Genomic DNA, 21,345 nt, shown 5'->3' with positions numbered 1-21,345 from the left:
AACACAAAAAAATCAACCACATGAAAAGGATAATAATTGGTTTGGCAATTATTCTGACTGGTTCAGTTTCAATTGCGCAAGAAACATCAAGTTCCAATTCAAATGTTTCAGTTGATTACAGCATTAACATTGTAAGCAGGTATATTTGGAGGGGTTTGCTATATAACTCCAGCCCAAACTTTCAACCTGATCTGTCGCTATCAGTAGGTAATTTTAGCATCGGAAGTTGGGCTTCATACAGTTTTAACCAGAACTACGCTGAAGTAGATCTGTATATTACATACGCTATTGGAGGTTTTTCCGCAACCCTATTTGACTACTACAATGAAAACGAAGCGGACATGGCCTCAATTAAATACTTTAAGTGGGACAGAAAGATAACCGGCCATGCCCTTGAAGTCACACTTGCCTGGAATGGGACTGAGAGTTTTCCGCTTAGGGCGCTAGCCGCCACGTTCTTTTACGGAAACGATCGCGATGCCGATGGCAATCAGTATTACTCCACCTATTTCGAGGTGGGTTATCCGTTTAACCTTAATGACTATTCAATAGATGTATTTCTAGGTGGAACGCCAGCAAAGGGGCTCTACCACACAGGCGCCAACATAGTCAATTTGGGATTTACAGTTTCTAAAGATGTAAAGGTAACTGACCATTTTTCCTTACCTCTATCAGCCTCATTCATATTAAACCCTGCCAAGGAGGATGTGTATTTTGTTGTAGGACTAACCTTAAAGTAAGAGGGTATGAAACTAAGATCAAAGTCGATTCTGGTAAAACTTTCATTACTGGTTGGCGGAAGCATCTTTTTAATAATCTCAGCCCAGGTAATGTTTAGTGCAATGAATGCCAGAAGGGTTGCAATTGACGATGCCAAGGCCGAAGCTGTTGCAGTTTCAAAAAATTACGCCGATCTTATAAAGCATAAAATGAATAAGGCCATGCTCTCAGCAAGAGCTATAGCCGATGCCTTAAGCTATGTTACAATTTCAGGAACAGGCAATGCGATTAGCCGGGAGCAAGCACAACGAATGGCCGGCCAGGTTCTACTCAGCGACCCCGATTACCTCGGGTTCACTCTTTGCTTTGAACCTAACGCCTTCGATGGAAAAGACAACCAATTTATCAACAAACCCGGGCATGATGAAACTGGACGATTTATATCCTATTTAACAAAATCAGAAAATGGTTCATATGTAATTGAGCCATTAATAGATTATACCGACCCCAGTAAGGCACCCTGGTATTTTAGACCCAAAGAGCTAAAAACTGACTTTGTAACAGAACCTGTTTACTATCCGGTTCAGGGGAAGATGGTTTACATGGTGTCGTTTATGGCTCCAATCATTGGCAACGACAGGTTTATTGGGGTAACAGGTATTGACTATACTATTGACTTCATTCAGGAAATGGTGTCAAAATCTTACTTGCTTGAGCGAGGAGCAAATATTTCAATTCTCAGTAATGAGGGAGTTATTGTGGCTTCAACCATTAATGCAGACCAGATTGGAAAATCGCTCAAGGAATTAGACCCTACCGATTATGCCCGTCAAATAAAGCTACTTAAGGATGGTCAGGAAGTTAAAGAAGAAGAAAATGATTGGCTTAATGTTAAAGTCCCAATTTATGTAGGCAACAGCCAATTACCCTGGCAGGTTAGGCTTTCGATTCCAATGAGCTATATAACAGCCAATGCTCGGGCGATGATGTGGTATCAAATAAGCATTGGATTAGTAATGCTGGCAATTGGAATAACTCTTTTAGTACTGGCACTGCGCCGAATACTTAGCCCATTAAATAAGCTGGTAGTGGTTACCAATAGAGTTGCCAATGGCGACTTATCAATACAAATGAACGACAATATCCCTGCCGATGAGATTGGCCAGGTTTACCTTGCTATGAAAAACATGGTTAATAACCTTAAAGAGATGATTTCTGGTATTAGAGATGCTGCGGAAAGCTTCACCCAAGCAGCCTCACAAATGAGCCAAGGTAGCCAACAGCTATCGGAACGAACCAATGAACAAGCATCGTCAGTAGAAGAAATCAGCAGTTCAATGGAACAAATGGTTTCAAGCATTCAGCAAAACACCAACAATGCAAAGGAAACCGAAAAAATTTCAAAATCGGCAGCTGAAGGTGGAAAAAAAGGGAAAGAGTCAGTAACATCAGCAATAAAGTCCATGATGCTGATCAATGAAAAAATAAATATTATAACCGACATTGCATTTCAAACAAATATACTTGCACTGAATGCAGCCGTAGAGGCTGCCCGTGCCGGAGAGCATGGTAAAGGTTTTGCGGTTGTTGCCGCTGAGGTTCGTAAGTTGGCTGAACGTAGTAGGACGGCTGCCGATGAAATTGGACAGTTTTCAAACTCAAGTGTTAGTACTGCGGAATCGGCTGGTAAACAATTTGAATCAATTGTACCTCAAATTGAGAAAACTGCTGAATTAGTTCAAGAAATTGCTGCTGCAAGCGTGGAACAAAACGCAGGGGCTAACCAAGTAAACGACTCTATCCAACAGCTAAATCAACTCACTCAGCATAACGCATCGCTGGCTGAGGAAATTGCATCAAGTGCTGAAGAGCTAAATAGCCAAGCGCAACAACTTATACATATGGTCGAAAGCTTTATGCTTTAATCCCTAAAGTGATTTTAAAAGTAAACCCGGATCAATAATATAAATGGTCCGGGTTTTATAATTTTAAAGAATTCTTAAGATCTTTTCAAGCTCCAGCCTAATCCGTGGCGACAGTTCTCTTTGTTTATTCTGAGGGTTAAGATTTTCGATGCTTCCGGGTTTTCCTAAAGCAATTACCGCTCCAATTTGGTAGCCATCATCAAGTTTAATAGCACTCCTAATGCTTATATGGTCAAAGCCGCCCATCATATGTGTAACATAACCCATGGATTGAGCCTGAACTAAAAACATGGCTGTAGCCATTCCCAAATCGTGCAGGGCATAGTAGTTGGACTCACCTGTTCTGGTGTAGTTTTTACGGGCTGCTGTAACCACTAATGCACCTGCACTCTTAGCCCACTCCTGGTTGGCAGGGGCTAAGGTATTAAGCACACTTTCAAAGGCTGAGGTATTTCCCCTGTTTGCAACAAAAAACAACCAGGGCTGTTCGTTATATGCCGATGGAGCTAGTATGGCAGCCCTAAAAAGCTGAATTAAATGCTCATTTGGAATTGGCTCAGGGCTAAAGGCCATAGCGCTTCGGCGCTGTTGAATTGATTGTAATATTTCGTTCATTCTATTTTTGAATTATTTGTTGCATTAACAAGATAACCCCAACAAAGTTTAAAAAAGCTATTACAACGTAGAGATTTTTTACCCTGAATTCAATCGCTAAATTCATTACGAATTGTTAGGAATATCATTGTTTTCAAAGGTTTTCCGACTTATGTTTCTTAACATATTTTGTAAATCTAAACAACTCTTTGAAAATTGGTTAACAATACTTAACCTTGCAAAACGACAAATAACTGATTAGAAGTAACATAATCATCTAAATATCAACATATAACAAAAAAACAAAAACTATGAGCAAGATGACACCAAAGGATTACATGGAGCGCGAAAGCAAGTATGGCGCTCATAACTATCACCCACTGCCTGTTGTGCTGGAAAGGGGTCAAGGCGTTTACTTATGGGATGTTGAAGGGAAGCGTTACTACGACTTTCTATCGGCATACTCAGCAGTTAACCAGGGGCACTGCCACCCAAAAATCATTAACGCCATGTGTGAGCAAGCACAAAAGTTAACCCTAACATCACGCGCGTTTTATAACAACGTACTTGGCGAATTTGAGGAGTATGTAACCAAATACTTTGGTTACGACAAGGTTTTACCCATGAACACCGGAGCCGAAGCCGATGAAACTGCACTAAAGCTTTGCCGCCGCTGGGCATATAACGTTAAGGGAATTAAGGATGGCGAGGCCAAGATTATTGTTTGCGAGAACAATTTCCATGGCCGTACAATCACCGTAATTTCCATGTCAACCGACCCAGATTCCTATGGCGGGTTCGGTCCATACACTCCTGGTTTTATCAAGATTCCTTACAACGATATTCCAGCCCTTGAAAAAGCATTGCAGGACCCTAATGTTGCTGGTTTCCTTGTTGAACCAATCCAGGGCGAAGCAGGTGTATTTGTTCCCGATGAAGGTTACCTGAAAAAAGCTTATGACCTCTGCAAGAAGCACAACGTGCTTTTCATTGCCGACGAGGTTCAAACCGGTATTGCCCGCACAGGTAAAATGCTAGCTTGCGATCACGAAGGAGTTCGTCCCGATATCCTAATTCTGGGTAAAGCTATTTCAGGCGGCGCAATGCCTGTTTCGTGCGTGCTTGCCGACGATGAGATTATGCTTACCATTAAGCCAGGCGAGCATGGCTCAACCTTTGGCGGGAACCCACTTGCCGGAAAGGTTGCCATTGCAGCCCTTGAGGTAGTTAAGGAAGAGAAACTTGCTGAAAACGCTGAACGCCTTGGCAAAATCTTCCGCGATGAGATGAAGAACATCAAGAGCGAAATGATTGAGCTTGTTCGTGGTAAGGGATTGCTTAACGCAGTGGTTATCCGTAATAAGCCCGGTAAAACAGCTTGGGACGTTTGCTTGGCCATGGCCGAAAAAGGTGTTCTGGCAAAGCCAACTCACGGAAATATTATCCGTTTCGCCCCACCCCTTGTTATTACTGAGGAGCAACTACGTGAGGCTATTGGCCTTATCAAGGAAGCTTTTAAACAATTTGAATAGTAAAAAGTTACACACCAAAAAGGTGACACTTACGTGTCACCTTTTTTATTTTCTACCTTAAGTAACCTGTTCCCCTTTCCTTAACCACTCTGATAAAATTTTCAATGGACCTATCGTATCCACGCTCAATATCGGCTGGAAAATAGCAGGCAGGCAGTTCGCCATTCTTACGGTGATAGGCTAAACAATCGCAACACACACCATGCTTACCGCATGGGTAGGAGCAGTTGCAAAACTTGGAGTTATTCTCTTTTTTACAATCCATAGCTAATTCACTTTTAAACATCAGCAAAAATAATTCTATAGTAAAAAACTTGATAAACTTTCAGAATGAATTGCAATCTAACCTATGAATTTGCATTTTTGTAACTACATTGTTAAACTCAAACCAACTCACCATGAGAAAAATATTTACACTACTAACTATTGCAACCGCATTGCTTATGGCACAGTGCAATCAACCTGAACAAAAGGTGGACGTATCGCCCATTAGCGATGCCACAGTGAAAAAAGTAACTGCTGAACTGGTTAAACAGCACGGCGATTCCCAAAAGGAAAGAATTGAACGCGGAGTTGCTCAAGTGGCCATGCTTTGGAGGATTACCGATGGCACCGAGACCGATTTTGAGCAGTTCTGCACCACACAATTTGTATCGGACGATGCAGCGCTGGAGCAGCTATTCAACAAGCTATCCTATGGTTTTGAAATGCTAAATGGCTACTTCATCCTGTTGAGTAAGGAACTCATGAAACCCCTCCACCTGGACTGGGGGCCAGTAACCCCCATTGATGAACTCTTTGGCTCATACAACGCGGCAGCACATTTAAACGACGACCTCTATGCCAACAAGATTGCATTTATTACTGCCCTAAACTTCCCATACTACACCCTGAAGGAAAAAACCGAAATGGGTGAAAACTGGAGCCGCAAGCAATGGGCTTACGCTCGCATGGGCGATATGTTCACAAGTCGAGTTCCGGCCCAGCTCATCCAGAACTTTTCAACAGTAAACACCAATGCCGATACCTACATCAGCGAGTATAACATTTACATGGGCAACCTTGTGGATGACAAGGGTCAAACCATGTTCCCTGCCGATATGAAGTTGATATCGCACTGGGGATTGCGCGATGAGCTAAAGTCGCACTATGCCAACAAGGAGGATGGACTTGCTCACCAGCAGATGATTTACCAGGTGATGAAGCGAATCATAGACCAATCCATACCCCAGCAGGTTATCAACAGCAACGAGTATAAGTGGAATCCATATACCAATACTTTAACCAAGGAAGGTAATGAGGTTCAAGCTACACCCGAGCCTAATACTCGCTACCAGCATGTAATAAACCAATTCAAGGCACTAAAAGCTATTGACGAGTACACCCTTAAAATGCCAAACTACATACAACGCAAGTTTGAGGGTGAGTTTGAACTTCCGGTCGATGAGGTTGAACAGCTGTTTATTGATTTGGTATCGTCAAAGGAGGTTCGCGAAGCTGGGAAACTAATCAGCCAGCGCTTAGGTCGCCCGTTACAGCCATTCGATATCTGGTACGATGGATTTAAAGCCCGCAGCGGCATCCCTGCTGAAAAACTTGATGGCATTACCACCAAGCGTTTTCGCGATGCCAAAGCCTTTGAGGCTGAGCTTCCAAATATCCTTACCTCGCTCGGATGGAGCAAGGAAAAAGCTAAATTCATTGCCGACCGGGTAAAAGTTGAGGCCTCGCGTGGCGCAGGGCATGCATGGGGTGCCGAGATGCACAACGATGTGGCACTGCTCCGCACCCGTGTTCCTGCTTCGGGCATGAACTACAAGGGATTTAACATTGCCATGCATGAGTTTGGCCACAACGTGGAGCAAACCATTACCCTGCACGATGTTGATTACTACATAATGCACGGTGTGCCTAACACAGCCTTTACTGAGGCATTGGCATTCGTGTTCCAGAAACGCGACCTTGATGTGCTGGGCATGAAGGAGGTTAACCCCGATAAGGAATACCTTGAAACCCTCGATAACCTTTGGTCGTGCTACGAAATTATGGGCGTATCGCTGGTTGATATTAACCTCTGGAAGTGGTTGTACAACAACCCCAATGCTACCGCCGATGAGGTTCGTAATGCTACCCTTACCATTGCGCGCGACATTTGGAATAAATACTACGCCGATGTGTTTGGCAGCACCGACGAGCCCATACTTGCCATTTACTCACATATGATTGACAATCCGCTTTACCTATCGGCTTACCCAATAGGTCATCTTATCGATTTTCAGCTGGAAAAGCAGTTCCGTGGTCGCTCTTTTGCTGCAGAGGTTGAACGGATTTACTCACAGGGTCGTTTAATCCCTCAACTCTGGCTTAAGAAAGGTGTTGGTGAGCCTCTTTCGGTTACTCCTATTCTTGAGGCTTCGGCAGTTGCCGTACAAAAACTCTCCGAGAAAAAGTAATTCAACCCAACAATACTTGAAAGCCGTCCGCATTAGGACGGCTTTTTATTTATACCAGAACAGGGTTAGTGGCTGTTTTCAAATCTTTTTACGGTCTGAGCGATAGTTCCATAATTCCTGCCGAACAAAACCACCGCTAACAGGCAAAGCAATCCTGATATTGTAAGGGTTAGCTGTACACCAAATGTAGGGCTAATTGAACCAAGCAAAAGGCTTCCAAGAGGTGTAATACCCATAAACGATAAACCGTAGAGTGCAACCACCCTTCCCCGCTTATCCTCATCAACAATGTGCTGCAGAAGAGTGTTAGTTGCTGCAAACAGAACAATCATACCAAATCCAGTAATAAATATTACTCCAAGCGATACAGCTATATTTGATGATAGCGAGAAAACAAACAATCCAATCCCAAAGAGAATGGAAGAAACAAGAATAATCTTTGGTAAACTTCTAATGCTTTTCCTCGAAGCCAAATAGAAAGCACCCACCAATGCACCAGCACCAAGCGAGCCAGTGAGAAATCCAAGCAACTGTGAGTTACCATGAAGGATATCGCGGGCAAAAACGGGCATAAACACCTGAAACGGCAAGCCAATAAACCCAATTGACGAAATTAGTAAAAGCAGATACCTAATTGTTTTATTCCGGTATGAATAGGCTAAACCCTCAGCCAGTTCCTGGAAGATGGAACCATGGTGATGATGAGTATTCATGGGCTTTACCCTCATCGACATTAACGATGCTATAACCGCCATGAAACTTAACCCATTGATTATAAAGCACCACCCTTCGCCCAACAACGCAATAATAAAACCGCCTATGGTAGGCCCAATAAAACGGGCCGAGTTAATCAGTGTTGAGTTCAACGCTATGGCATTCTGAAGCAAGTCCCTGTCGCCAACCATCTCCAGCAGAAAAGCGTGACGGAATGGGGTATCGAAAGCAAGCGAAACTCCATTTATAACAGCAATCAGTATGATATGCCAAATTTGAAGCACTCCAGTAAGGTAAAGCGCTGCTAGGGTAAAGGCCATCACCATTGATAAAGCCTGCGAACCAATAAGCACATACCTTCGGTTTACCCTGTCGGCGTAAACGCCGGCTATTGGCGTTAGAAAAAGTGATGGGATTTGACCTGCAAAACCTACTAACCCAAGCAGAAAAGGGGAATCGGTTAACCGATATATAAGCCAACCTAACGCCAAGTTCTGAATGTAGGTGCCCATGAGCGAAACAATCTGCCCATAAAAGAACATCCTGAAGTTAGGGCTTTTCAATGCCCTAAAAGCAAAACCAACCCGGTTAAAGTATGAACGTATATCGATGTACCTGAACATGCATTAAAATTGAATGCCCGCTGCTAAACCCACCATTCCATTTCCATTAAAGTAGGGAACAATTACAGCATGCGTTTGACCCCTACTCCGTTGTTTTAGTTTAAATCGTTCGTAAGTATAGTACGATATTTTAGTACTTAGCATTCCAATTCCTGCACCTGCAAAAACATCGGTTATCCAATGCTTGTTATTTATAACCCTTGCAAAACCAATTGTACCAGCAATGGCATAACCAGCCACACCAATCCATACTGTATGGTCCTTGTACTCCTGCCACAAAAACTCAGCTCCTGTAAAGGCCATAGCAGTATGTCCCGATGGGAATGAGGTTGCAGAACTACTATCGGGCCGCATAACACCGGTTGTATGCTTAAGAACTCGCACCGCTGCCAATTGCAAAACAAACGAGCCAGAAAGTATAGCAGTTCTGTCCCAAAACGAATGCTTCGCCTTTAGTCCCGCATCGTCGAGTATGTAAACCGCTAGGCCAGGAACATACTGAAAGTAATCGTCGGCTCTGTACTTTGTGTTTATGTGCTCTAACACCTCGCTGCGGATTCCAGTGTTCCAGCGTTTCAGTTTCGGATTATTAAGACCAATCACACCATAGGTGATTAGCGATACTGGAATAATTGTATTCTTAACCGTGAGCCTATACTCCGGCTTTGGCCGTTGACTTAGGCTATCAATCCGGGTTAGCTGTTGTGAAAAACCATTTAGATAAAAAAGTATCCCAAAAATCAAAATAATTCTTGTTTTCAAAACCTCTTTTTTTTTTGCAAAGATAAACATCTAAATATGACTATTAAGCCATTTGTAAATGTAATTTAACCTAACGCTCCGCCCTGAAAGGGCAAATCACATTAGCCCTGGGTTTTAACCCAGGGTATTGAGGTGTTCAAATTATTTTGCGATGCACGCAATACATTTTCCAAAGAACAATCCTGAAGCGTTGCATCGCAACGGAAAAGCATGGCAAAGAGCGATTTTCACGTTCTTTCTTGTCTTGATACAAGAAAGAACCAAAGAAAATCAAGGCTGAAAAGCCCGACCCGATGGGTACCCCGCGGGTGGAACTGCCACGCGATACAATTCGCCACGCCTGAAGCGTGCCTCATGTGGTATCGCTTACTAAGCCCACCGCCACGTTCCACCCCCGACCCATTGCCGGGTCAGGCTTTTATGCCTTTGCCTGCTTCTTCCGCTCCATTCCCTCTCAGGGAAAAGGACTGGGGTGAGGTTTTTTTCCACATTCAACCTAGATGACCCCTCTAAATCTCCCCTGAGAGGGGAGACTTTAGTCCTGCAATAAGGTTTCCTAATTGCTTCTCCCCTCTCCTGACAGGAGAGGGGCGGGGGTGAGGTCAATTTCACGTACAACGAACAACGTGCAACTTACACAAATAACTTCATTTGTCATCCTGAGCATAGCGAAGGATCTCTAATCGACCCCATGAGATGTTTCGCTTGCGCTCAACATGACAATAGTTTCACGAACAACGCTTTCAGCCCCGTAAGGACGTAATATCTGTAACCCCACCTGTTAGTGCTCGTCTCCCGACGCGTGCATCATTCTCCCTGAAAGGGCAAATCACATTAGCCCTGGGTTTTAACCCGGGGTATTGAGGTGTTCAAATTATTTTGCGATGCACGCAATACATTTTCCAAAGAGCAATCCTGAAACGTTGCATCGCAACAGAAAAGCAAGGCAAAGAGCGGGTTACAAAAAAACAACAAGGATTAAAGGTAAAGAGATGCTTCGGCTAGCTCAGCATGACAAGGGAGCAGAAAGGAAGATAGGGGTTTTTGTCATCCCGAGCAAAGGCGAGGGATCTCTTCAAAGGATTGAAGAGAAAAGAGCAATGAGATGCTACGGCGATGTCTATCCCTATAAATCGGGACTCAGTACGACAGTGTGATGTTTCGTTTGCGCGCAACATGACAAATACCCTTGACTAAACGACATTTAATCCAAATTCGTCAATTGAACTTTTCAATTGACGAATCGACTAACAAAATCTAATCATTACGAGATCTCGGAATGAAAGATTTTAATAAGTCGGGATTACCTCGATAATTTAATAGAAACAAGTTGTTTAAATGTTTTATTGTGTTTCTATTGACTAATCTTCTCTAAAAATGTTTCTGTATCCACATTTTTATTAGGCCGGTTGTATTTGTTAATTCATGGTCGCTTGGTTGTGCCGTTCACTTTTTTACTATTCCTCTAACTTCCTCTAATTTCCTCTAACACGATCATATTCTGCTTATTCCGACTCATTCCGACTCATTCCCGCCTCAAACATTGCGTTTAACGGCTCACGGTTCACGTTTAACGGACTAACTCCATCATATTCTCCTTATTCCGACTCATTCCGATTTATTCCGACTCATTCCTCTAAAATTAGCCCTGTTGAATTTTTTAATTCATGGTCGTTTGGTTGTGCCGTTCACTTTTTTACTATTCCTCTAACTTCCTCTAATTTCCTCTTACTCCATCATATTCTGTCTATTCCGATTCATTCCGATTCATTCCGATTCATTCACCTAAAATTAGCCCGGTTAAATTTGTTAATTCATGGTACTTTGGTTTAATAATACAAATCGATATGAAAAAAAATACTTTTCGGTAACAACTTTTTTGTTCATATTTGCAAAACAATGAATCAGAGGTATGATATCGTTAGATAAGGCGATAAGGATTGTAGAACAAAGCGTTACCGCTTTGAATAGCGAAGAGCGTGTTTCATTATCGGAAAGTCTCAACCGAGTGTTGAGGCATGATGTGGTTTCCGATATAAATATGCCGCCATTCCGCAAAACGGCGGTTGATGGTTATGCCTGTAGGGCTGCAGATTTGGATAATCCCCTTACAGTAATTGAGGTAATTGCAGCAGGGACTACACCCCAAAAAACTATAGCCCAGGGCACATGCTCGAAGATAATGACTGGCGCACCCATACCCAATGGAGCTGATTGTGTTATACCTGTTGAGGATACCGAGTTATTGTCCGATGGAACTATTCGCTTTAAAGGCAGTAAACCAAAATCTAACATCTGTGAACTTGGCGAGGACATCAAAATTGGTGAGTCGCCGTTAAGCAAAGGAACCCTTATTAAGCCACAGCATATAGCCATAATGGCTGCACTCGGATGTCATTCCCCAATCGTTTCGGTAAGGCCTAGAGTGTCAATTTTGCCAACCGGCGATGAGCTTGTTGAGCCAACTGAAATACCACAGGGTAGTAAGATTAGGAATAGCAATGGACATCAACTAATTGCACAGGTAATTTCAGCAGGTGCAATTCCAATGTACCATGGTATAGTTGGCGATACCGAGGAGGTTACCGAAAAAGCCATTGCTAGGGCTTTGGCTGAAAGCGATGTGGTAGTGCTTACAGGTGGCGTTTCCATGGGCGATTTTGATTATGTCCCAAGAATTATGGAGCGTTTGGGTGTTAAAATCCTATTCGATTCCATTGCAGTTCAACCCGGAAAACCAACCACATTTGGAGTTGCTGGCAATAAATTAATATTTGGATTGCCCGGTAATCCTGTATCATCGTTTGTACAGTTTGAGTTGCTGGTAAAACCTGCACTCCTGATGATGATGCAATGCAATGAGCCTTATGCTAGGACATACAAGTTGCCCTTAGCAATTGATTATTCCCGAAAACGAGCTGAACGTTTAGGGCTTTTCCCTGTTATTGTTAACGATAAAGGGGAGGTTGAACCTCTTGAGTTCCATGGTTCAGCCCATATATTTTCGTTGGCAAAGGCTACAGGCATTGCAGCTATTCCGCTTGGAGTAAAAGAGCTCAAAAAAGGAGAACTTTTGGATGTTCGACCAATTTAACAGGCGCATTAATTACCTCAGGATATCGGTTACCGATAGGTGTAACCTGCGGTGTACCTACTGCATGCCCGAGGAGGGTATTGTCCAAATACCCCATAACCAGGTCTTAACCTTTGAGGAAATTGTAGAAATAGCTCGGATTGCGGTTCAGCATGGTTTTGAAAAGGTTCGCATTACTGGTGGCGAACCGCTAGTCCGCAAAGGAATTGTGGACTTGGTAAGGATGCTTAAAACTGTTGAGGGTATTACCGATTTAGGTTTGACTACCAACGGAACGCTTTTGAAACAATTTGCTCAACCCCTTTACGATGCCGGATTAAAACGCATAAATGTTAGTCTCGATACGTTAGATCCCCAAAAGTATAAGGCTATAACAAGGGTTGGCTCGCTATCCGATGTGCTGGAGGGGCTTGAGGAAGCCAAAAAGGTGGGTTTTAACCCCATAAAATTGAATTGCGTGGTAGAAAACAATTCTAACGAACCCGATGCGCAAGCCGTTAAAGCATTTGCTAACTCTAATGGCTTTATTGCCCGTTTTATCCCAAAGATGAACCTCGATGATGGTGTCTTTGGCGTTGTTGAGGGTGGCGAGGGTGGAGATTGTAGCACCTGTAACAGGTTGCGCTTAACCGCCGATGGAATTCTTAAACCATGCCTTTTTAGCGACAAGGGATATAACGTAAGGGAGTTAGGCATACAGCAAGCAATTGAAATGGCTATAAAAAATAAACCTGCTTGCGGTGTTGCAAACCGTAGCGGTGAGTTTTACAACATTGGAGGCTGATATGGAACTATCGCACACCGATAAAAATGGCAAGGCCAATATGGTTGATGTTGGTCATAAACCCAATCAGATACGCGAGGCTAGCGCAACTGGCTTTATTCGTTTACTACCCCAAACGGTAAAGTTGATCCGTGATAACCAAATGAAAAAGGGTGATGTTTTAACCATTGCGGAGATTGCTGGCATACAGGCTGCTAAGCGAACCCCTGAACTAATTCCGCTTTGCCATACACTCATGCTTACTAAAGTTGATGTTAAAGCTACCCTTTGCGAAAATGGGGTTGAGGTTAAAAGTTACGCCAAGTGCATTGGGCAAACCGGTGTGGAGATGGAGGCACTAACAGCAGCAACCGTGGCGCTCCTTACCATTTACGACATGAGCAAGGCTGTTGACAAGCAAATGGTTATTGAACGCGTTGAACTAATTGAGAAAACCAAAAAGGATATTGATTAGCTATGGAGCAAACTAATCCCATTACTGTAAAGGTTGTATCGGTAAATATCTCCGAAAAAAAAGGAACAACTAAGCATGCAGTTGATAGTATTGAGCTAAACTCGCTTGGTGTTAAAGGCGATGCACATGCTGGTGCCTGGCATCGTCAGGTGAGCATGCTCGGCGTTGAGAGTATCGATAAGTTTACAAAGGCTAGCGGTCTGCCTGTAAAGTATGGCGATTTTGCCGAAAATATCACCACTCATGGCCTTGAACTTTACAGGACAAAGCCAGGCGACCGTTTTGTGGGTGCTGGTGTTGAACTTGAGGTGACACAAATTGGCAAATCGTGCCATGGCGATGGGTGCGCCATCTACCGTCAGGTGGGTAACTGTGTGATGCCTAAGGAGGGGATATTTGTTCGGGTACTGAAAGGAGGTTCCTTAAAAGCAGGCGATGAGCTTTGCTTTTACCCAAAGGTTTACAGGGTAAAAGTAATTACTTTAAGCGACAGGGCAAGTAGGGGCGAGTATGAGGACCTTAGCGGTCCTGAGGTTGCTAAACTTGTTTCCGATTTCTTTAACTCCATATCCTGGCAGTTAGAGGTGGAAACTGAAATTATTCCCGACGACCGAGATTTGCTAGAGAACAGACTGATTGAAGCACGAAACTCTAAATACGACATGGTTTTAACAACTGGCGGAACTGGAATTGGCCCGCGCGATATTACTCCCGATGTTGTAAAACCATTGCTCGATAAAGAAATTCCCGGGATTATGGAGCACATCCGCTTAAAGTATGGGGCCGAAAAACCAAACGCTTTGCTTAGTAGAGGCGTTGCTGGGTTAATGGGAACTACATTTGTGTACACATTACCCGGAAGCGTTAAGGCTGTAAGGGAATACATGGGTGAGATTTCAAAGATGCAAAAGCATTTGTTTTTGATGCTGATGGGGATTGATAGTCATTAAAGGATAAAGGATAAAGGATAAAAGTCCCGCCTCTCGCCTTACAGGGGAAAAGAGCCAGTCCCGCGAAGCGGAATTCAAAGTTTAGGGTTAAGGTTTTAAGGCCATGCTTTCTGGTATCTAACGCAAAATCAACCAGAATAAAAAAAAGGAGCCATTGGCTCCTTTTCATTTATTACAAATAGGTTCAATTACTCAACACCTAAAACATCCTTGAATGCCTTTTTAAAGGTGTCCTTGGGTAAAGCACCCATAGCCATTTGAGGCTGATCATTTAGCGGAATAAAGAGTAACGAAGGAATGCTTCGAATTCCAAAAACCGCAGCAAGTTCCTGCTCTTCCTCGGTATCTACCTTGTAAATATTGAGCTTGCCCTCATATTCCTTGGCAAGTTCTTCCAGAATAGGTGCTACCATTTTGCAGGGACCACACCAATCGGCATAGAAATCGATGATGGCAGGCTTGTCGCCCTCAAACTTCCACTCGTTATTCTTTTCGTAATCAAATACTTTCTGCTTGAATGTTTCTGCTGTTAAGTGCTCAATCATAGTGTTACTGGTTTATTTATTAATAAATCAAATTATTTACATATTTCGATGCAAAAGTAATACCAAAACATTTATTGGCATAATTTTGTTGAATATTTTAAGCTGATATATGTCATTTTATCATTGCGATGTTTTAAACAATGCATTTTTACTATTAAACAAAAATTTAGGCTAAAAGTTTGATAAGTTGTAATTTTGTCAGGCATAACATAACAATATGAAGGAATACCTAAAAAGCAACATATTTAGAGTAATATCGGATGTGGCAGAGATTGAGGGGGTTGATGCTTACGTTATTGGAGGTTTTGTGAGGGACATTTTACTGAACCGACCATCGAAGGATATCGATATAGTTGTTGTAGGCAGCGGGGTAGATTTTGCACGCAAGGTGGCTCAAAGGCTTAGGGCACGGAAGGTAACCTATTTCAAAAACTTTGGAACAGCACAGCTAAAGCACAACGAGTGGGATATTGAGTTTGTAGGTGCCCGAAAGGAATCGTACAGGCTCGACTCCCGAAAGCCAATAGTTGAAAACGGTTCGCTTGAGGACGATCAGAAAAGGCGCGATTTTACCATAAATGCCCTTGCAATAGGGCTGAACAAACGAAACTTTGGTGAGCTAATTGATCCGTTCAACGGTTTGCAGGATTTAAAAAGTAAGACAATACGCACACCGCTCGACCCCGCCACCACCTTTTCCGACGACCCTTTGCGTATGCTCAGGGCAATCAGGTTTGCAACACAGCTAAACTTTGATATTGAGCTCAAAACCCTGGATGCTATCCGTGAAATGAGCTCACGCATTACTATTGTTTCCATTGAGCGGGTTGTGGACGAAATAAATAAGATGATGGCTTCGCCACGGCCATCGGTAGGGTGGTTACTTCTTGAACAAACAGGGCTATTGCAACATATTTTCCCGGAACTGGCGGCAATGAAGGGAGTGGAATCGCGCAATGGAGTATCGCATAAGGATAACTTTTACCATACGCTTGAGGTGTTAGATAACCTGTCGCAGAAAACCGACAACCTTTGGTTGCGGTGGGCTGCATTGCTTCACGACATTGGCAAGCCAAAAACAAAACGCTTTGTGGCGGGTCAAGGGTGGACTTTTCATGGACACGAATTTTTGGGTGCAAAAATGATCCCTGAAATATTTCGTAAGCTCAAGCTGCCCCTTAACGATAAGATGAAATATGTTCAAAAAATGGTTCTGCTTCATCTTAGACCAATCGTTTTATCGCAGGAGGTTGTTACCGATTCGGCTGTTCGCCGTCTGCTATTTGATGCAGGCGACGATATTGATGACCTGATGATGCTTTGCGAAGCCGATATAACCTCAAAGAACGATAGCACTGTTCGGAAACATCTGGCAAACTTTAGGATTGTAAGGAAGAAGCTAAAGGAGGTGGAGGAAAAAGATTCCATTAGGAATTTTCAGCCACCGGTTACAGGCGAAATGATTATGGAAGCCTTTAACCTGAAACCCTGCAGGGAGGTGGGGATAATTAAAAATAGGATTAAGGATGCTATCCTGGATGGGGAAATCCGTAACGATTTTTTTGAGGCCTATACCCTTATGCTCAATGCTGGTAAGGAACTGGGTTTGAGCGTGGTAAATATTGACCCTCAATACATTTCAATGACAAATAAATGTTAGTACTTTTATAAAAAAATTGATATGGCTACGAACCCAAAAAGCAGAATAAAACACATTATCGCATTTGTATTATTTGTGGTGTCGTACCTCATTGTGGTTACAATAATGCCGCGTGAAGGTCGATTTAGCTATGAATTCCAGAAAGGACGACCATGGATGCATGAGGATCTTTATGCCCCTTTCGACTTTCCGGTATATAAGACAGAGCAAGAGCTCTTTGCCGAAAAAAGCAAGTTACTAAAGGAGTTCAAATCGTTTTACCGGTACGATTCTACCATTAACACGCAGCAGCTGGAGAGATTTCGTGCCAATTTCGACTTGGCATTTGACAAGTTCATTACAAGTCAGAATGTATCAAAAACTTCTAAAGCAAATTACCTGAAAGTAAAACCGAAGCTAGAAAAGTTTGTTGCCGATAACCTAAATCAGATATACCTAAATGGTATTATCAATCAGGATGAGAGCGCCATTTCAAATAGCATGCTCAAGCAGGGTTTGGCTGTTGTTATCAATAATGTGGCATATGATAAGTGGTTCGATGAGGTTTATACGGTTCAAAAGGCTGTTAAGCTTTTAAATTCAAAGGCAAGCGACTTCACTAAAAGCTTAAGTCCTGGACTGGTAGGTTTGTGGGAAATGATTAACCTTAAGGAATACATTCAACCAAACCTGTTTTATGATGAGGTTGCAACGCAAAAGTTCAGTAATGAGCTAATATCAAATATTTCAATTACTAAGGGGTTGATACAATCCGGTGAGAAAATTGTAGTGAAGGGCGAGGTGGTTAACTCAGAGATTTACCAGATTCTTGAATCGCTCAAAAAAGAGTATGATAAACGCTTGGGAGCAAAAAATTTATTTGTCATTCTCTTTGGGAATATGATACTTATTGCATCGCTCTACATTGTTCTTTTCCTTTTCCTATTGAATTTCCGAAACGAGGTATTGAATGATAATAGGAAGCTGTTATTTATTTTAATGTTAATAACCGTATCGGCCGCAATTTCAGCTCTGGTAATCAAAACCAATACATTCAGTATTTTTGTTGTTCCACTAGCCATTGTTCCTATTTTTGTTAAAGCCTTTTTCGATTCCCGGCTTGCCCTTTTTGTTCATCTTATTACCATTTTTCTTGTAGCATTTTTAGTCCCCAACAGCTTTGAGTTTGTATTCACCAACTTTATTGCTGGCATAGTGGCAATAATTGGATTGTCCCAATTATACAACCGTGGTCAACTATTTAAAACTGTGGGGCTTGTTTACTTTTCCTACTTGACGTTAACATTAAGCCTATATCTTGTTGGCGATGGCTCACTCAAAGGAGTAAACTGGTTCGTCGCATTATGGTATGGTATAAACGCTTTGTTGCTTCTTGCTTCGTACCAATTAGTTTACATTATTGAGAAGTTTTTTGGGTTTTTGTCCGATATCACGCTTATTGAACTTTCCGATACCAACCTCGATTTGCTCCGAAAGCTAGCCGAGGTTGCTCCTGGAACCTTCCAGCACTCCTTACAGGTGGCCAATTTAGCCGAAAGCGCTGTTCAGCGTGTTGGCGGTAATCCTTTACTGGTTAGGGCTGGAGCCCTATACCACGATATTGGGAAAATGGCTAACCCTATGTTCTTTATTGAGAATCAGCAGGGCGGATTCAATCCTCATGAGAATGTTGATAATGTTAAAAGTGCGGAGATTATCATAAATCATGTGCATGAAGGGGTGAAAATTGCCGCTAAGGTAGGATTACCGAGTCAAATAGTTGACTTTATAAAGATGCATCATGGTACAAGCAAGGTTAAGTACTTCTACAATAAGGAATTGCAGGCTGAGAATGCAAATATCGACGAGGGTAAGTTCTCATACCCAGGGCCAGAACCGCAAACCAAGGAAACAGCTATCGTGATGATGGCCGATGCCGTTGAGGCAGCCTCGCGTAGCCTTAAGGAGTATACCGTACAAAGTATCGATCAGTTGGTCGAGAGGATTATCGATGATCAGCTTAACTCAGGGCAGTACGGCTTTGCCGATGTTACGCTTAGGGATATTTCGCTGATAAAGACAATTTTTAAGAAGAAGTTACAGAATATTTACCATGTTCGGCTTGAGTACCCCGATTTGAGTATCAGGTAGCATCATGCTAACCGAAGTCCCATCACGCAGATGTCATCAAGTTGGTCAGCACCATGTAAATGGTTCTCCATCATTTGGATTAGCAAGTCGCGTTGTGCAGCCATGGGTTTGCTATGCGATTGATAGATAAGTTCAGTAAAACGTTGTAAGCCAAATTTCTTTTTATCAATACTGAATTGATCGGAGTAGCCATCGGAGAATAGGTAGATGTTTGTTGGCGAAAGGAGATCAAAGCAAACATCCTCAAAAGGTTTGGTGTTTGCCGGTTGAAAACCGCCAGTGGAGCGGATGCTGCCTTTTACCAGTTGCATCTCGCCGTTTTGGATGATTAGCATGGGTCGTGCTGCGCCTGAGAAGTAGATTTTCCTTTCATGCTTATCGATGGTTACAAAGGCAATATCAATACCTGCCAAAACAATATTACCTACCTCTTTTTGTTTCAGGGCTTCGCGCAGCTGCTCGTTAAGCGCCTCAAGAACCTTTGATGGTTGGTTAACACCCCACTCAATCACAATCATGTTAAGCAAGGTGTTTCCAATCATCGACATGAAAGCGCCAGGCACACCATGCCCTGTACAGTCCATAACTGCAGCATAGGAGTATCGCTCATCGCTGCTAATCCAGTAAAAGTCGCCGCTCACAATGTCCTTGGGTTGGTATATAACAAAGTAGTCCGAAAACAATTCCGAAAATTTTTCAGGTTTTGGTAGCAACGCGTTTTGGATTGTTCTGGCATACTCTATACTGCTAATCATCCTTTCGTTCTTATCGGCTATTATCTGTTGCGATTGTTCAAGGATTACGTTTTTTCGCTCAATCTCGTCGCGTTGGGCCAAAATTTCTTCCTGTTGCTGCTGGAGCTCCTCGTTTTTTTCAAGGATTTCCTTTTGGTGGAACTTGAGCTCCTCGTTTTTTAATTTGATTTTATTTAGATAGAATAGAATGAACCCAATTAGAATAGTACCAAGGCTTATTATTGTGATAAGTGAAATTTTGACCACTTTTTCGCGCCTTAAACGTTCAGCGTATTCCGCTTCTTTTTTGGCTTCGGCAATTCTGTGTTCTTCCTGTTGGCGCTCAAACTTGTAAAAGAATTCAGCTTGAATGGATTTTCGGGTGTTATCCTCGTTAAATAGGCTATCGCGGGTTTCAATATACTTCTTGAAGTGGGAGTATGCCAATACGGTGTTGCCTTGCTTGTCGAACAGTGTACTTAGCTGACAATGGGCATTGCTTTGAATTTCAAGTAGTTTGTTTTTATCGGCAAGTTCAAGGGCTTGGCTGTAATGCTTTATGGCCTGATTGATGTTGCCTATAGCCTGGTAGTATTTCCCAAAGTTTATTAGACACTCTGCAAGTCGTTGTGGGCTATTTGTACTTAAAAATGTATTATAAGCTAACTTTAAGTACTTCAAAACATCGTCAGTGGAGCCGTTTTCGATGTTAATGCCTGCCAGCTCATTGTAAATGGTTCCAATACCATCAAGGTCATTTGTACGGTTAGCGTAAACTAAAGCTCTGAGGTAGTAATCGACGGCCTTTTGCAAATCGCCTTTTTTTCGGTAAACTTCGCCAATGTTTAGGTACGAAGTACCAATCCCTTCATCGCTCTTTAGGGTTTCCTCAATGGATAACGATTTGTTGTAGTATTCTAAAGCCTTATCGTAGATTTTTTGGTACAAATGAACAACTCCAATATTGTTGAGGACCGAGGAAATGCCAGGCAGGTAGTTAATTTTCTGGTAATTGGCCAAAGCCTTAAAGTAGTAGTCAAGCGCTGTGGGATAATCGCCTCTTAGCCGGTAAATTGCACCAATATGGTTTAGCGTGGAGGCTTCGCCCTTTGTATTCCCGGTTCGTTGGTAATACTCCAGCACATCGCCAAAATCGGCCATGGCGTTACTAAACTTACCATTAATTCTGTAAATTGATCCCCTACGGGTTAAGGCATCAATTTTATACCTGGTTAAGCCTAACTTATCGAAAAAGATTATTGCCTTGTCAATTATCAGCATACAGCTATCGTACTGTCCGGCATAGAATAAGCTATCAATTTGGTTGGAAAGCTGCGAGGCAAACAAGGAATCGCGCTGAAAGGTTAAGCGATCGTACTGAGTGTTTTGGGAATAAGTAGAACCGCTGATTAGCAATATAATCAGTAGTGACAAAATGTTGAAAGTTTTAGCTTTAGGGTACGGCATTACACTTTCACGACTATTAATCAAATTTAGCCATTTATTTACTTTTTTCTCTTATTGCAACTAATAATTGGTGTCAATTTTTGATTAAATTGCACTATGCGTTAACATAGTGTTGGTTTGAGGTGATAACTAAACCACTATGGATTGAAAATCCATAGGTTTTATTAAACGGGAAAGAATGAAATTCTTTAATCTTTTTCTAAA

Annotated in this window: 15 protein-coding genes and 1 pseudogene; 10 read left to right on the top strand and 6 right to left on the bottom strand. The window is 42.5% G+C overall.

Annotated elements, in window-relative coordinates; genetic code table 11:
• The first annotated feature begins 20 nt into the window (after positions 1-20).
• Together AB6811_RS00080 and AB6811_RS00075 are read left to right on the top strand one after the other, a co-directional pair.
• The gene (locus AB6811_RS00080) at positions 21-740 is read left to right on the top strand and encodes a TorF family putative porin (protein ID WP_369488159.1); all 720 of its coding nucleotides are present in this window, start codon (positions 21-23) and stop codon (positions 738-740) included.
• Between the two features lie 6 nt (positions 741-746).
• A complete protein-coding gene (locus AB6811_RS00075) occupies positions 747-2,645 on the top strand; it encodes a methyl-accepting chemotaxis protein (RefSeq protein ID WP_369488158.1) in 1,899 nt (632 codons plus the stop codon).
• 63 nt (positions 2,646-2,708) lie between these two features.
• On the opposite strand, the gene AB6811_RS00070 is transcribed toward AB6811_RS00075, so the two are convergent.
• Positions 2,709-3,260, bottom strand: coding sequence for a nitroreductase family protein (locus AB6811_RS00070; RefSeq protein WP_369488157.1), 552 nt, complete (start codon positions 3,258-3,260; stop codon positions 2,709-2,711).
• Positions 3,261-3,559: 299 nt separating this feature from the next.
• On the opposite strand from AB6811_RS00070, the gene rocD reads away from it, so the two are divergent.
• Positions 3,560-4,771: an ornithine--oxo-acid transaminase gene (gene rocD / locus AB6811_RS00065; protein ID WP_369488502.1), complete on the top strand. Its 1,212-nt coding sequence runs from the start codon at positions 3,560-3,562 to the stop codon at positions 4,769-4,771.
• Positions 4,772-4,823: 52 nt separating this feature from the next.
• Here rocD and AB6811_RS00060 read toward each other — a convergent pair whose 3' ends face one another.
• Positions 4,824-5,036, bottom strand: a complete 213-nt coding sequence (locus AB6811_RS00060) for a DUF6485 family protein (protein WP_369488156.1) — start codon at positions 5,034-5,036, stop codon at positions 4,824-4,826.
• 133 nt (positions 5,037-5,169) lie between these two features.
• Between AB6811_RS00060 and AB6811_RS00055 the strand changes: the two genes are divergently transcribed.
• Positions 5,170-7,224 carry a hypothetical protein gene (locus tag AB6811_RS00055; RefSeq protein WP_369488155.1) on the top strand — a complete coding sequence of 685 codons (2,055 nt, stop codon included), beginning with the start codon at positions 5,170-5,172 and terminating at the stop codon, positions 7,222-7,224.
• A 65-nt stretch (positions 7,225-7,289) separates the two neighbouring features.
• On the opposite strand, the gene AB6811_RS00050 is transcribed toward AB6811_RS00055, so the two are convergent.
• Together AB6811_RS00050 and AB6811_RS00045 are read right to left on the bottom strand one after the other, a co-directional pair.
• Entirely contained in the window at positions 7,290-8,561 is a 1,272-nt protein-coding gene (locus AB6811_RS00050) for an MFS transporter (RefSeq protein ID WP_369488154.1), read from the bottom strand.
• Positions 8,562-8,564: 3 nt separating this feature from the next.
• Positions 8,565-9,323, bottom strand: coding sequence for a phosphatase PAP2 family protein (locus AB6811_RS00045; RefSeq protein ID WP_369488153.1), 759 nt, complete (start codon positions 9,321-9,323; stop codon positions 8,565-8,567).
• A gap of 1,912 nt (positions 9,324-11,235) precedes the next feature.
• Here AB6811_RS00045 and AB6811_RS00040 point away from each other — a divergent pair.
• The 4 genes from AB6811_RS00040 to AB6811_RS00025 are packed head-to-tail and all read left to right on the top strand — an operon-like array spanning position 11,236 to position 14,605.
• Positions 11,236-12,417 (top strand): molybdopterin molybdotransferase MoeA, encoded by a 1,182-nt coding sequence (locus AB6811_RS00040; RefSeq protein WP_369488152.1) that lies wholly within the window; start codon positions 11,236-11,238, stop codon positions 12,415-12,417.
• The gene (locus tag AB6811_RS00035) at positions 12,401-13,201 is read left to right on the top strand and encodes a GTP 3',8-cyclase MoaA (protein ID WP_369488151.1); all 801 of its coding nucleotides are present in this window, start codon (positions 12,401-12,403) and stop codon (positions 13,199-13,201) included. The genes AB6811_RS00040 and AB6811_RS00035 overlap by 17 nt, the downstream gene beginning before the upstream one ends.
• A gap of 1 nt (position 13,202) precedes the next feature.
• On the top strand, positions 13,203-13,655 hold the full coding sequence (moaC, locus tag AB6811_RS00030) for a cyclic pyranopterin monophosphate synthase MoaC (protein ID WP_369488150.1): 453 nt from the start codon (positions 13,203-13,205) through the stop codon (positions 13,653-13,655).
• Between the two features lie 2 nt (positions 13,656-13,657).
• Complete coding sequence (locus AB6811_RS00025; RefSeq protein WP_369488149.1) at positions 13,658-14,605, top strand: molybdenum cofactor synthesis domain-containing protein; 948 nt, start codon at positions 13,658-13,660, stop codon at positions 14,603-14,605.
• A gap of 188 nt (positions 14,606-14,793) precedes the next feature.
• On the opposite strand, the pseudogene trxA reads toward AB6811_RS00025, so the two are convergent.
• A pseudogene (gene trxA, locus AB6811_RS00020) lies at positions 14,794-15,156 on the bottom strand (thioredoxin); the annotation flags it as partial.
• Positions 15,157-15,367: 211 nt separating this feature from the next.
• On the opposite strand from trxA, the gene AB6811_RS00015 reads away from it, so the two are divergent.
• A complete protein-coding gene (locus AB6811_RS00015; RefSeq protein WP_369488147.1) occupies positions 15,368-16,810 on the top strand; it encodes a CCA tRNA nucleotidyltransferase in 1,443 nt (480 codons plus the stop codon).
• Positions 16,811-16,831: 21 nt separating this feature from the next.
• Entirely contained in the window at positions 16,832-18,940 is a 2,109-nt protein-coding gene (locus AB6811_RS00010; RefSeq protein WP_369488146.1) for an HD family phosphohydrolase, read from the top strand.
• Between the two features lie 2 nt (positions 18,941-18,942).
• On the opposite strand, the gene AB6811_RS00005 is transcribed toward AB6811_RS00010, so the two are convergent.
• A complete protein-coding gene (locus AB6811_RS00005) occupies positions 18,943-21,108 on the bottom strand; it encodes a tetratricopeptide repeat protein (protein WP_369488145.1) in 2,166 nt (721 codons plus the stop codon).
• Positions 21,109-21,345 lie beyond the last annotated feature (237 nt).

This window comes from Tenuifilum sp. 4138str (genome assembly GCF_041102575.1).
In the GTDB taxonomy this organism is placed as follows: domain Bacteria; phylum Bacteroidota; class Bacteroidia; order Bacteroidales; family Tenuifilaceae; genus Tenuifilum; species Tenuifilum osseticum.
This window is presented reverse-complemented; position numbering and strand designations above follow the sequence as displayed.

Coding starts and splice junctions, on each gene's coding strand:
- AB6811_RS00080 (WP_369488159.1), top strand. CDS start 21: ATGAAAAGGATAATAATTGGTTTGGCAATTATTCTGACTGGTTCAGTT.
- AB6811_RS00075 (WP_369488158.1), top strand. CDS start 747: ATGAAACTAAGATCAAAGTCGATTCTGGTAAAACTTTCATTACTGGTT.
- AB6811_RS00070 (WP_369488157.1), bottom strand. CDS start 3,260: ATGAACGAAATATTACAATCAATTCAACAGCGCCGAAGCGCTATGGCC.
- rocD (WP_369488502.1), top strand. CDS start 3,560: ATGACACCAAAGGATTACATGGAGCGCGAAAGCAAGTATGGCGCTCAT.
- AB6811_RS00060 (WP_369488156.1), bottom strand. CDS start 5,036: ATGGATTGTAAAAAAGAGAATAACTCCAAGTTTTGCAACTGCTCCTAC.
- AB6811_RS00055 (WP_369488155.1), top strand. CDS start 5,170: ATGAGAAAAATATTTACACTACTAACTATTGCAACCGCATTGCTTATG.
- AB6811_RS00050 (WP_369488154.1), bottom strand. CDS start 8,561: ATGTTCAGGTACATCGATATACGTTCATACTTTAACCGGGTTGGTTTT.
- AB6811_RS00040 (WP_369488152.1), top strand. CDS start 11,236: ATGATATCGTTAGATAAGGCGATAAGGATTGTAGAACAAAGCGTTACC.
- AB6811_RS00035 (WP_369488151.1), top strand. CDS start 12,401: ATGTTCGACCAATTTAACAGGCGCATTAATTACCTCAGGATATCGGTT.
- moaC (WP_369488150.1), top strand. CDS start 13,203: ATGGAACTATCGCACACCGATAAAAATGGCAAGGCCAATATGGTTGAT.
- AB6811_RS00025 (WP_369488149.1), top strand. CDS start 13,658: ATGGAGCAAACTAATCCCATTACTGTAAAGGTTGTATCGGTAAATATC.
- AB6811_RS00015 (WP_369488147.1), top strand. CDS start 15,368: ATGAAGGAATACCTAAAAAGCAACATATTTAGAGTAATATCGGATGTG.
- AB6811_RS00010 (WP_369488146.1), top strand. CDS start 16,832: ATGGCTACGAACCCAAAAAGCAGAATAAAACACATTATCGCATTTGTA.